The following is a 12,208-nucleotide window of genomic DNA, read 5'->3' as shown; positions in this document are numbered from 1 at the left end:
TCGGCGCCGTAGTAAAGCGATTTCTTTCAATATGAGCGCGCAATCCTGCCAAGTGGGTGAATGTCTCATTTTAAATCAATGATTTAAAATAACTTAAGAACCTTGGCATCGTGCATAAACAACTCCATCTCTTCGATCGAGATTTCATCAAACAAGTCATTAATATCGTTATTCACTTTCCAGGCCTCAATCCATAAACGACAGTTTCTCTCCACATCTTCATGCCAGCCGCCCGATAAAATTAGCTCTATTACACAAAACATCAATTCCTCAATAGGATGATTGAGTGCTCCTTCGAAATGATCATTGATTCGCGCCAGCACTTGCATGTGAGATGAATTTCCGCCCCCTACTTCATCTCGACAAAATTCATAGTATGCATCTAATGCTTGATTTTTCATATCTTGATAAGTGCTTCTTTTTGCGTGCGTCATTATTTAAGACCTTTAATCAATCGGAACAAGCTTTCCAGAATTATCGAACATATTAATTTTTATATTTGGGTAATTTGTTTGAAACTTTTTAATCACTTCAGAGCAGCTGAGGTCGTGACGTAACCGCGAGCAATCGCGGCTTGCTGCGCTCGCGCGAGAACGACGTTGACACCGGCGGTGCCGAGGCATCGGCCAATGGGTGAGTCGTTGCCATCGGGGCCCGACAGATCGGCGACGACCCATTGGAAGGCTTCGGACTGCTCGCCTGCCAGCAGTACGCGGTCGATGCGAAAGCACGGGGACTCGGATTCTGGGATGCGCTGTGCGGGTGCTGGCGGGGCAGCTTGGGGGCGCTGGTCAACAGTACGTTCGTTCTGCTCGCGCAAGGCGCGTTCGCGCTCCTGCTGGCGCTGTTGCTCGACGAAGGGTTGCGGTGTGCTGGGAGCCTGGGCGTGAGCCCACAGTGGGCCGCCCAACAGCACGCCGGCCAGCATCGCGCGCGAATTCGTTTTCAATTTCTCTCCCTGCTTGTTTCTTCTATCTACGTGCATTGCGCGGGCTAAGCGCCCAGCGCTAAGGATCCAGTCGCCCCAGCTCAGAAAGCCTCAAGACCCCGCAGACGCGCGACAACCGATGGAGTCTGCACACAAATGTTCTGGGGTTGGTGCGAGAGGCATCAGAGGCGCCCCGTGTCCAATAGATGTCCAACAAAGTCTTGATGCAATCCTTCTCCCAAGCGAACATCATTTTCATCAACGACATATATCCGTCCCTTTTCCGCGAGCGCCGTGCCACCATCCAAGGCTGTCAAAAATGAAACTGCGAATCCTCGAAATAATTCTGAGAAAACCTTCGCAACATCCAGCTCGTTCACGCCTGAATCCATCAGCGCCTCCTGAATCTTTTTATATGGCTCTTCTTCTTCGACCCATCCCAAATTGGCGTGTCTGTCTGTTAATGCTTTTGACGCGGATTTGGTCCAAAACTCCATTGACACCGCAATATCTTCAAATAAATCAATCTTAGTGACGTTCATTGAAATTCCTTTTAGTAGCCGGGCCACACAAAATCCCCGCCATATTTTCGATCGAGTTGCTTCGCAAACTCTGCAACTTGAGGCGCCGATGGATTTCCTCCAGCCGCCTTATCAAATCTTGCCCACTCTGTAGTTATTTTAGTGTGAACGTCTGGAGCAACTCCTCGAAGAAATTGCACATCATTCACATTTACACCTGCGACCCGCAAGAGCTCTTCATATTTCTGCGGCATGCTGTGATGAACCTGCCATCCCGCAGGAAGGTCTGGTCTGGCCTTCATGAACAGAGTTCGATAATTGGAGGAGGTTGCAACTTCTACCGCTTTTCCTGAGGTTCGCATCCAACCCGCAATCGCATCCACTGCAGGCTCTCCGGCGCGACGAACCATCCCCCCCGCAATTGGAACCAATCCCACGGCCGACCAAAAGCGATTGGCATCCTCCCCAGTAATTGAGCTATTACCCGTTATCAACTGAATCAAAGACTCACCAGTGCCGTAAATTGGCACGAGCTCAGTGATCAATTGCGCCAACTGTTTGGCCTGATCCTCGGTCATTGTGGAGAGCTGTGCAATGGCCGCCAGAGTGGCCACACGCTCAACCTTTGCTACCTGCTGGTCAATGCGCTGAAAATCCGCCTCACTACAATCTGCTCCGCACTCGGCCGTTAACCTTGCATTCTCCTTAGCAACAGCGATCCGCACGCTTGCAAAAGGTGAATGACTCAAATAGTTATTTGCCGCCGCATTCGCCCCTGCTTGACTGCCAAGATTGATCTGCGCAGCATCACCGCCCGTGATCGCAACAGCTAGACCGGAAATCAGGGCTGCAAATTGCGTCGTGTCCGCATGTTTGCCATAGGTCTCGGCAGCCAACTCGCCAATGGCTGCACCCAACGCACCCGCACCGCACCCAGCCCCGTTGTCTGCCCGAACGACTCCGACCATGCAGCCGGCAATCGCATGCGCGACCTTGTTTGTGAAATCGTCAAGCACGCCGCTCTGGGTCAGATTTCCAATTTCATACGCTGTTTGAGCCGCCACCGTGTCGAGAATGGCGTTCTTTAGACTGTCCTTTAGGTTCTTCTCAAAACTACCCCCATTGATCGCTGTCCCGATCACAGCCCGCGCGGCACCTGCAACCAGGTTCTGCCGCAGTTGAGCCGGGAGCGACTGTGCGCCCCCACCGAGGGTGGGACCGCCCGTCGGATTGAGATCCATCGCACCGAGCACACCACCCGTTACGACGGCCGTTAGCAGGTTCTTCACATTGGCGCTGCTGCCCAAGTCGCGCAGAGCGGCGCCGAGATCTCCTTGGTTATTGAGGAGCGCTACGGCCACTTGACCTGCCAAAGCTGTAAGACCAGCAGCAACCGCTCCACTAACAGCACCCGAGATCGTGATGCCAGTCCCAGTCAAAAATGCCCCGCCGCTCGTCAGTGCCACGCCTTGGCCTGCCCCCACTGCAGCGGCATTGCCAGCCGCGCCACCGATGCTCGAGGCCGCGCCCGCTGTGAAGTACGCGGCCACCAACGTCACAATGGCCGCCCCCTCCGGCGTCAATCCTTGCTGGCTGTAGTTCCAGTTCTTGTGAACTTCCTCGACCTTGGTCCAGTCGATCTTGTCATTGAGCTTGGGGTCATTGGTGATCTGCTTGACCCAGTCCATGCCCGGCTGCTTGGCCAGCTCTTCGATGCTGTCTCTGGCCCCCAGTCCAGCCTGGATGCGGTTCGCCGTGACCGCCAGATTCCCGACATTGAACTGGTTGTAGTTCGTCGTCTGGTCCTGAGTGCCCTTGTCCTTGTTCTTCTGATAGCCCAGGTCACGCCCTTGGCTGGTGGTCTGCTCTCTGTGCTCCGTCGTCTGCGTGCCGAGGATGAGTTGATCGGCCTCTAGCGTCAGCTTGCCTGGCGTATTGACCGTTGTGGCGGCCATCGCCAACGTATCGGCCGCCGAGATGTTCACATTGGCCCCCGTGATCGTGGTGCGCGTCAGCGTGCTGTCCTCGATCTTGGTCTCGGTCGTTTTCTTCGCGTTGATGCCCGTGCTCGGGTCATGCCAGAGAATCTTCCCAGGCTCGATGCCCTTGGTGCGGGAACTGCTCGTGCCTGTCACCGCGCTGCTGTTGGTGGCCGCCTGAGCGACGACATTGCCGCCGGTGATGTTGACGTCCTTGGCCGCATCGATCTGCACGCCTTGCAGGAACACGCTGCCGCCTTGCAGCAACACCCCTCCCTGACCACCGCTGATCGTGCTCGCCACTGCGGTGTCGGACTCGATCTCGACACCCGTGGTGCTCTTCTTCCCATAGGGCAACGCTGGAATGACCGGATTGCCAGTGAGCAAGCCCGCCATGCCGCCGATGCCCCGTTTGTTCTTCTCGAACTCTGTGCTGGCGCGTGCGGTGTTGCGTCCTTCGACCACGGACAGGTTCCTCTCCGCGATGATCGCTACGCCCTGCTTGCCGATGATGTGCGATCCCTCCATGGCGAAGTCGCGTTTGGCATGCATGAACGTCGTTCCGCCAGAGAAGACGCTGCCCACGCTGGTGCTGCTCTCAAAGCTCCCGGAAAGCTTGCTGTCGGTGCGACTGATGAGGCTCTTGCTCTTCCATTGCCTGAAGAAGTCTCCCGAAGTCGTCGTCTGGCCGGATGCAATGTTGATGTCCCGATCCGCCCGCACGCTCAGCAGCCCGCCACCGACATTCACAGTCGCTTGTCGCGCGTTGACGTCACGGTCTGCCTTGAGCAGCGTGGTTCCGTTGGTGGAGATCGTCGTGCCAAGCTCCTGGTTCGTCGTGGAGCGCCAGCTCGATTTGTCGCCTCGGGCCACCGTTGTCGCAGACATGGTGACCGTGCCCAGGTTGATATCGTTCGTCGCAGTGATGGAGGTGTAGCCCGCCATGCCCTGATTCGTGATGCTTGCACCGATCAGGTTCACGTCACGGCCCGCGCTGGCCACCAGCGCGCCGCCGAGGTTCGTCACGTAGAGGCCGGCGGTGCGATCCAGGTTCGTGTTGAGTCCATCGGTCTGCATGGCGGACCGGACGTTGATGTCGCGCCCGGCTTTCAGCGTCAGCTTGTCACGCGCATCCATCACGCCACCGACGTTGTCGATATCGGTCTTGGCGATCAGTTCGACCTCGCCGCCGCTGATGCGTCCGCCCAGGTTGTCGATGCTGTCCTTGTCGATCTTCACCAGCATGCGCCCGGCGATGGTGCCGGTGTTGGCCAGATCGCCGCCGCCCTCGATCTTCAAACGATCGGCGCTCAATAGCGCACCCGAACCGTCGATGTCACCAGGGCGCACGCGGACATACACCTGCGGCACCAAGGCCTGTTGCGCGCTGCCGTCCGGCAGGGTCACCGTCTGCTCGACCAGCCACACGATGTCGCTGGTGAGTTGGGCCATCTGCGCCGCGCTCAGACCGATACCGGGGCGAAGACCGTATTGCTTGGCAAACGTTACCCCCGCATTCATCAACGCGATGTACTGGTCGTCGTCGTTGCCAAAGCCATCCAGGAATCGGTAACCCGTGAGCTGCGCGACCTGCTCGCGGATGAGCTTCTGTTCGTAGAAGCCGTCGCCCAGCCGCTTGAGGGTGTGGTTCGGGTCCTGCCCGAGGTTGTTCAGCAAATAGTCGCTGCTGAGCCAGCTGCGGTAGTTCGCAAAGCGCGGATCGGTCTCGATCAGGTAACGGCTGCCCGCCTCGGACCGGATATTGAACAGGCTGGCGCGTGGGATGTTGATGTCGGGACTGCTGGTGCGCACAACCATGGGAATGGTGCGGGTGGCGCCTGCCTGGGCCGTCCCGGTTGCGGCCGTACCGCTGGAGCCGATCGATACACGCGTGGCATTTGCATTGCCGGCTTGCAACGTCGACATGCCTTGCACCGCGTCGGCGGCACCGGCGCTGCCGGCGCTTTTCCCGGACACGCTCTCCACTGCGCCCACCTTCGCCGGAACCTCCACGATGGTGGCGCCACTGGTTCCCGTCTTGACTGAACCGATGCCGTTGGCGTTGGTCGCGCCGTTCACGCCAGCAGGGGCTTTGCCCGTATCGTGGCCCCTGGTGGCGTTGAGGTTGCCCACCTTCTCATAAGCGCCGACGTCCTTGGTCACTCTGATCGCAGGCACGAAGACATCCGGCTCCCGGTTGCGTGCACGCGAATGCACGATGGCAACAGTCTGCGTCGTGACCTCGCCTTTCAACGCCTCGTTGCTGATGCCCGGCGCCGTCAAGGTTCCGCCCGCGACAATGCGGCTGTTGCGATTCCGTCCGCTGCCATCGAGGGTCACGTCCCTTCCGGCGACGATGGCGGCAGGATCGGCATCGATGGCCGTATCGGCCGTGGTGGTGACGATTGCGTCCCACACCCCCCAGATATGCCCGTTGGCAGGCCTCCACGTGCCATCGGGATTGCGAATCTGGAGATTGGGCTGGCCCGGTGTGTAGATCACGTCCTCGGGCTTGAAGTGGCCGATGCCTTCCACACCGATGCTCTTGAAGGACTGCTTGGTCTCGATCTTCGGCCCGAGCTTGATGTGCGTATCGATGTTGTCGATGGTGCCCATCGCAATGGACATGCTGCCCAGCGATTCGATGCGGGCACTCTCGTTGTTGAGCGCGCCACCCTTGCCGATCGCTTGGCGCTGTGCGTCCAGGGCACCACCGATGTACATATCCCCGGCGCTGAAGAGCAGCGCATGCTCGCGGTTGTTGATCGTGCTCGCGCCGATATCAAGATCGCCACGTGACGCAATGGTCCCGGCTTTGGTGATGCCGGTGGCGGTCTCGGCATCGTTGTTGAGCGTACCGGTGCCGATGGAGACCGCATCCCCGTAGATGCGACCAGTGCCGATATTGTTGAGAGTGCCCGCATTGATTTGCGTCGCCCCCTTGCTGTCGATCAAACCGCGATTCGTGAGCGTGCCGCTGGCGTTGACGACAGTGTCCGCCCCCGACATCTCTGCATTGACGGTGTTGTCGACGTTGTTGCCGCCTACCACGAGTGTCTGCCCCGCCAGCAGCTTGCCGTTGTTCGTGAAGTTGCCGGTGGTGGTGTAGCTCAGGTTCCCGTTGGCGGCCACTTCGCCGTTGTTGACGATGTCCTGCTTGACCGCAATGCTCAGATTCTTGCCCGAGACCGCCTTGCCGTCACCGCTGAAAGTCGCGGCATCGATCTTCAGGCTCTTGTCTGCCACCATCGTGCCACCGGTGTTGACGAGGTTCAGTGTCTTCGCACCGGGGTTCGCGCGGTTGCGATCGAGGATGCCCAGTTCGTTGCCTGCCGAGATCAGGCCGTTGGTGTTCATGACCGTGCCGCCGCTGGTGACGATCGCATCGACATCCGCGCGAATGGCACCAGACGTGTTGTTCAAGCTGCCCGTATCGATCGCAACGTTCTTGCCTTCGATACCCTGGTCCTTGCCTTGAGTGCTGTCGTTGGCGACGCTGCCTGCGTTGAGGGTGGTCGTCGCTGCAGACCGAATCAGGCCTGCGGTATTGGCGATGCTGCCCGCGCTGACGCCCAGGTCACCCACGGCGAGCGTCTGGCCGCCGCTGTTGTCGTAGGCGCCGCCATTGGTGTTGATCGTCACGCCGGATTGGCCGAGCACCGCGCCGGTGCCCGTGTTGGAGAAGGCCTGCGTGCTGGCGGTCAGCACGCTCTTCGCACCGATGAAGCCAGCAGCGTTATTGACCGTTCCCGTCTTCAGGTCCAGCGTATCCGCGCTCGTGATGCCACCCTGCTTGGTGCTGTAGCCGGCCGCATTGGTGTTGGTCAGCGCCTTGCCGTTGGTGTCGATGGTCATCGCACCGCCGGACTGGATCAGGCCGGCATCGTTCGCCAAGGCACCCGACTTCAAGGCAACCGTCGTGGTTGCTGCCAGCGCGCCATGCGCATTGTTCAACGCGTTGCCTTGGGTTTCCACGGAAAGGCTGTCTCCCAGGACCTTGCCGCCGACGTTGCGCAATCCGCCATTGCTCAGGGTGGTCTTCGCACCCGCCTGCAGGGTGCCGGCATCGTTCGTCGTCGTGCCTGTGGTGGTGACGTTGAGGTTGCCCTTGGCGGCTGCGACGCTCCCTCTGCCGTTATCCAACGTATCGGCAACGAGCGCAATGCTGCCGTTGGCGGCCACCGCGCCGCCGACGTTCGTTGCAGTGCCGCTGATGATGGCACTCAGGTCACCGACAGCGGTCACGCGGCCCGCATTGTTGTTCAAGCTTCCGGCTGCAACAGTGGTGTTGCCACCTGCGCCGATCACGCCCTTATGGCTGTTGTCCAGGAGGCCGCCAACCCTCAACGCAAGGTCGGAGGTTTCGGCTGCCCGGAGGGTTCCGCCTTGGTTGATCCAACTTCCCGCAGCGACGTTCATGCTGCCGTTTGCGGCAATGGTCCCCGTGCCGTTATCCACGGCGCCCACGACGGTGATGCGTGCAGCATCAGCGCCGGTCTGCACGATCTGCCCGCCGCGGTTGCTCAAGGAGCCTGCGTCGATGGTGATTCGCTTCGCGCTGGTCGTTGCCTTGCCGCCATCCTGATTGAACGCATTCTTCATCGCAACGACCAAGGCACCGTTGGCTGTAATCTGGCCGTCGGTGCCGCTGTAGTTGCCGCCTGCGACGTTCAGTGTTCCGGTGCCGGCATGCTCGATCTTGCCGGCCACGTTGCCGGAAGTTGTCCAGGCCACCGAACGCATTGAGTTGCGGCAGGCCCGTGGTCAGCGTGGCACGGCTCGCATTGATGAAGCCCGCACCGTCCACGTTGATGCCGGCCGGATTCGCGATGATGATTTCTGCACGTCGACCCGCAACCTCCATGTAGCCGCGAAGCTGACTCACGTTCCCGCCGTTGACTTCGTTCAGGATGATTCGCGCCGGCCCCCTGGCGAGGAATGGATTGCCCTGAACGATGCCACCGAGTTGCGTTTGTGCGTTCGTGCGGCTGTTGTTGAAGATCGCGCCGTTGGGCCCGACGTTGAGCTGGTTGTAGACGTTGCGCGAGACGCCCGCGGCCGAGGGCGTCTGGATGTTGATGAGCGGCACACCGTTCGGCGCCACCAGCACGGTGGGACGCAGGTTGCCCGGGACGTTGGGCGCTCCGACGATCTGGGCGTTGGCTGTGCCCACCGCCATTGCCGCCAGTACCGTGCGGATGAACGCTCTTCCGCCTGAGGTGGAGGTCGCCTTGCTGGCGCCTTTGCCGGTGCTGGTCGCAGTCTCCTGAACCACCATCCGCATGCCTCTGGTGGCATTGAAGACGATGCGGTGCAAATGGCGATTCATTCTTTTGGCGCTCCCGGATAGTTGACAGTTCGCAACAATCTGTGACAAGACGCGCGAACAGGGACGCGATTATGGGAAGGCCAAACACCAGCGCTTGGGCACTACTTCACGAATGAATGGGTGCTGCGGACAGATGCACGCGGATGCGGTCCGTTCGCGTGCAGTTCATCCGAAACTTGTTGGGTTCGTACGACGAACTCGCACTTTCTGCGAGCCTGTTTGGCCAGTACAACCGACCGTGGTGTCTCAACGGGTGTGCACTCGACCGGGCCTTGGATCGACGTGCGCGAGATATTCGGCGGCGGCTGGTCGCCTCACCGCCCCACCGCCCCACCGTCCCAATGCGTCCTACTGAACGATCGAACTGCCCGGAATCTGATCCGTAGGCGGCCTGAAAATCTGCGCCGCATCGACCGCATCGAAGCGGTACTGCTTGCCGCAGAAGTCGCAGCCGACCTCGATGTCGCCGCGCTCGGCCAGGATCTCCTCGGCCTCTTCGACGCCCAGCCCGCGGATCATCTGCGCCACGCGCTCGCGGCCGCAGGTGCATGCGAAGTGCGGACCCTGCGGGCCGGCCTGCGGCTCGAAGCGCAGCAGCTTTTCTTCCCAGAACAGGCGGCGAAGAATGGTTTCGATGTCGAGCGTGAGCAGCTCGTCGCGCGTGAGGCTGGAGGCGAGGATCGAGATGCGGTTGTAGTCCTCGTTCAAGCCGATCTGGTCTTCGTTGGCCTGATCGCGGTCCTTGTCGGACGTGCCTTCGAGGTTGCCCTCGCCCTTCACGGGCAGGCGCTGGATCAAGAGGCCGGCCGCTACCTTGTCGTCGGCTGCGAGCACGAGCGTGGTGTCGAGCTGTTCGCTCTGCAGCATGTAGTGCTGCAGCACGTCGCTGAGCTTGCCGAGCTTCTCGCCTTCGTCGTCGAAAAGCGGCACGACGCCCTGATAGGGGGTGGCGCCCGGGAGCTTGTCCTTCGGATCGAGCGTGATCGCGCAGCGGCCCTTGTTGCTCACGTTGACCATGTCGGGCAGGCGCGCATCGGCCGGCAGGTCGCCGATCACCTTGGCGGTGGCGCGCAGGCTCAGGTCGGGCTTGGCCTCGGCCACGGCGACCTTGACGGGGCCGTCGCCGAAGATCTGCAGGATCAGCGCGCCGTTGAACTTGATGTTGGACTGCATCAGCGTGGCCGCGGCGGTCATCTCGCCGAGCAACTCGGCCACGGGAGGCGGGTAGGCACCGGTGGCGGTGTTGGAGGCGCGCCGCGCAAGAATCTCCTGCCACGCATCTGTCAGGCGCACGATCATGCCGCGCACCGGCAGGCCATCGAACAGGAATTTGTGCAGCTCGCTCAAAACGGATTCTTCTTTCTGTTGGGCCTGCGCGGGGTCAGGCGATTTTCTTCAAGCCCTTCGCATAGCGAACGGCGTTTTCGACGTAATGGTCGGAACCATGGCGCAGGCGGGCGGCGTCTTCGTCGCTGATCGTGCGCATCACCTTGGCGGGCGAGCCGAAGATGAGGGAGTTGTCAGGAAACTCCTTGCCTTCGGTGACCACGCTGCCGGCGCCAACGATCGAATTGCGGCCGATCTTCGCGTTATTCAAGACCACCGCCTGGATGCCGATGAGCGAGTTGTCGCCGATGGTGCAGCCGTGCAGCATGACCTGGTGGCCGATGGTGACGTTCTCGCCCACGGTGAGCGGGCTGCCGGGGTCGGAATGCAGCATCGACATGTCCTGCACATTGCTGTTGCGGCCGATGGTCATGGTCTCGTTGTCTCCGCGCAGCACAGCGCCGAACCAGATGCTGGCGTTCTCGCCCAGCTTCACGTTGCCGATCACCTCCGCGCTGTCGGCGACCCAGGCGCCTGTGCCAAGTTGCGGCGCAACGCCGTCGAGTTCGTAGAGGGCCATCGTGGGTTCTCCGGGGGCAAAAACTAGAATTGTAGGGATGCACCCCCGATTGAGCGCGCTGGCCGCGCTGCGCCTCTCCGATCCTGAACAAAAGGTGGCTGCAACACGCGCCACCGCAGCGCTGGCCGCTACCGATTCCATAGCAACCGGCCCGATCCGCACCGAAGGCGACGACCTGGGCGTGCCGGGCCGCCCCGAGAAGCCCGTGCGCGTGTCCGCCACCGCGGTGCAGAAACGCTCGCCCTTCACGCCCGAAGGCCGCGCCTCGCTGATCCATTCGATCTGCCACATCGAGTTCAACGCGATCAACCTCGCGCTCGATGCGGTCTGGCGCTACGACGGCATGCCCGAGGCCTACTACCGCGACTGGCTGCGCGTGGCCGACGAGGAGGCGCTGCACTTCACGCTGCTTCATGCGCACCTGCAGGACATGGGCTGGCGCTACGGCGACTTCCCCGGCCACGACGGCCTGTGGAACATGTGCGAGAAAACCAAGGACGACGTGCTCGCCCGCATGGCGCTGGTGCCCCGCACGCTGGAGGCGCGCGGGCTCGACGCCACGCCCTTGATCCAGGCGAAGCTGCGGCGCGTCAACACGCCCGATGCGCTGCGCGCGGTGGAGATCCTGGACGTCATCCTGCGCGACGAGGTGGGCCATGTCGCCATCGGCAATCACTGGTACCGCTGGCTCTGCGAGCGCACGGGGCTCGATGCCGAAGCGAACTACCCGGCACTCGTGGCGCGATACGACGCGCCGCGCATCAGGCCACCATTCAATCTCGAAGCCCGTCAACGCGCCGGCTTCACCGCCGAAGAACTGCGCATGCTGGCAGCCGGCTCCGACACATCGACATGAACACCACTGCCTCCGTGATTTCCGACCAGACCTGGTCCCGCGCCGACCTCGTCGCCTGCCTGCAAGACCGCGACGCCCCCCTGCATTTCGAACGCTGCAACTTCGACGAAGCAGACCTGTCCCGGCTCGACCTGCGCGGCGCGCAATTCACGCTGTGCAACTTCGCCGAGGCATCGTTCGACCGCGCCCTGCTGTCGGAAACCCGCTGGGCCGGATGCCGGGCACGCCAGGCCGACTTCGGCCTTGCGGACCTGACGAATGCGCGCTTCCAGGACTGCGACCTCAACAACACGCAGTGGACGCGTGCCAAGCTCGCGTCCGCACTTTTCACCGGCGTGAAGCTCACGGGCGCGCACTTCGCCGAAGTGTCCGCGCTGGGCATCGTCTTCAAGGATTCGCTGCTGGTCGATGCGCACCTGCGCAGCCTGTCGTTCCGGAAGCAAACGCTCGCGCAACTCGACTTCTCCGAAGCCGACCTCTCGGGCTGCGATTTCCGCGAGGCCGTGTTCGAAGGCGGGAGCCTGCGCAATGCGCACCTGAAGCTCGCGCGCTTCGAAGGTGCGGACTTGCGCGATGCCGACCTGGGCGGCCTGCGCCTGGCCAACGCCGCGCAGTTCAAGGGCGCGACCATTTCGCACCGGCAGGCCGCGTCGCTGGTCGAGGAGCTCGGCCTGCGCGTGGTCTGAGTC

Annotated in this window: 8 protein-coding genes and 1 pseudogene; 2 read left to right on the top strand and 7 right to left on the bottom strand. The window is 61.3% G+C overall.

Translation table 11 applies throughout. The annotated features are described in order from the left end of the window. Nucleotides 1–83: 83 nt before the first annotated feature. The 7 genes and pseudogenes from VARPA_RS31015 to VARPA_RS10800 all read right to left on the bottom strand — a co-directional run bounded on the left by VARPA_RS31015 (nt 84) and on the right by VARPA_RS10800 (nt 10,663). Nucleotides 84–434 (bottom strand): hypothetical protein, encoded by a 351-nt coding sequence (locus VARPA_RS31015; protein WP_144298962.1) that lies wholly within the window; start codon nt 432–434, stop codon nt 84–86. A gap of 110 nt (nt 435–544) precedes the next feature. Further along, nucleotides 545–928: pseudogene (locus VARPA_RS10825) on the bottom strand (ShlB/FhaC/HecB family hemolysin secretion/activation protein); the annotation flags it as partial. A 182-nt stretch (nt 929–1,110) separates the two neighbouring features. Further along, the gene (locus VARPA_RS10820; RefSeq protein WP_041942854.1) at nt 1,111–1,470 is read right to left on the bottom strand and encodes a hypothetical protein; all 360 of its coding nucleotides are present in this window, start codon (nt 1,468–1,470) and stop codon (nt 1,111–1,113) included. A gap of 11 nt (nt 1,471–1,481) precedes the next feature. Next, a complete protein-coding gene (locus VARPA_RS30170; protein ID WP_234975062.1) occupies nt 1,482–7,847 on the bottom strand; it encodes a DUF637 domain-containing protein in 6,366 nt (2,121 codons plus the stop codon). 67 nt (nt 7,848–7,914) lie between these two features. Continuing rightward, nucleotides 7,915–8,757, bottom strand: a complete 843-nt coding sequence (locus VARPA_RS31600; RefSeq protein ID WP_144298961.1) for a filamentous hemagglutinin N-terminal domain-containing protein — start codon at nt 8,755–8,757, stop codon at nt 7,915–7,917. A gap of 348 nt (nt 8,758–9,105) precedes the next feature. Next, on the bottom strand, nt 9,106–10,104 hold the full coding sequence (locus VARPA_RS10805; RefSeq protein WP_013540596.1) for an Hsp33 family molecular chaperone HslO: 999 nt from the start codon (nt 10,102–10,104) through the stop codon (nt 9,106–9,108). 34 nt (nt 10,105–10,138) lie between these two features. Beyond that, nucleotides 10,139–10,663, bottom strand: a complete 525-nt coding sequence (locus VARPA_RS10800; protein ID WP_013540595.1) for a gamma carbonic anhydrase family protein — start codon at nt 10,661–10,663, stop codon at nt 10,139–10,141. 37 nt (nt 10,664–10,700) lie between these two features. On the opposite strand from VARPA_RS10800, the gene VARPA_RS10795 reads away from it, so the two are divergent. Both VARPA_RS10795 and VARPA_RS10790 read left to right on the top strand, forming a co-directional pair. After that, on the top strand, nt 10,701–11,519 hold the full coding sequence (locus VARPA_RS10795) for a ferritin-like domain-containing protein (RefSeq protein ID WP_013540594.1): 819 nt from the start codon (nt 10,701–10,703) through the stop codon (nt 11,517–11,519). After that, a complete protein-coding gene (locus VARPA_RS10790) occupies nt 11,516–12,205 on the top strand; it encodes a pentapeptide repeat-containing protein (RefSeq protein ID WP_013540593.1) in 690 nt (229 codons plus the stop codon). The genes VARPA_RS10795 and VARPA_RS10790 overlap by 4 nt, the downstream gene beginning before the upstream one ends. Nucleotides 12,206–12,208 lie beyond the last annotated feature (3 nt).

Origin of the sequence: Variovorax paradoxus EPS (assembly GCF_000184745.1) — a bacterium.
Classification (GTDB): Bacteria; Pseudomonadota; Gammaproteobacteria; order Burkholderiales; family Burkholderiaceae_C; genus Variovorax; species Variovorax paradoxus_C.
This window is presented reverse-complemented; position numbering and strand designations above follow the sequence as displayed.

Coding starts and splice junctions, on each gene's coding strand:
- VARPA_RS31015 (WP_144298962.1), bottom strand. CDS start 434: ATGACGCACGCAAAAAGAAGCACTTATCAAGATATGAAAAATCAAGCA.
- VARPA_RS10820 (WP_041942854.1), bottom strand. CDS start 1,470: ATGAACGTCACTAAGATTGATTTATTTGAAGATATTGCGGTGTCAATG.
- VARPA_RS30170 (WP_234975062.1), bottom strand. CDS start 7,847: ATGAACGTCGCTGCGGGAAGTTGGATCAACCAAGGCGGAACCCTCCGG.
- VARPA_RS31600 (WP_144298961.1), bottom strand. CDS start 8,757: ATGAATCGCCATTTGCACCGCATCGTCTTCAATGCCACCAGAGGCATG.
- VARPA_RS10800 (WP_013540595.1), bottom strand. CDS start 10,663: ATGGCCCTCTACGAACTCGACGGCGTTGCGCCGCAACTTGGCACAGGC.
- VARPA_RS10795 (WP_013540594.1), top strand. CDS start 10,701: ATGCACCCCCGATTGAGCGCGCTGGCCGCGCTGCGCCTCTCCGATCCT.
- VARPA_RS10790 (WP_013540593.1), top strand. CDS start 11,516: ATGAACACCACTGCCTCCGTGATTTCCGACCAGACCTGGTCCCGCGCC.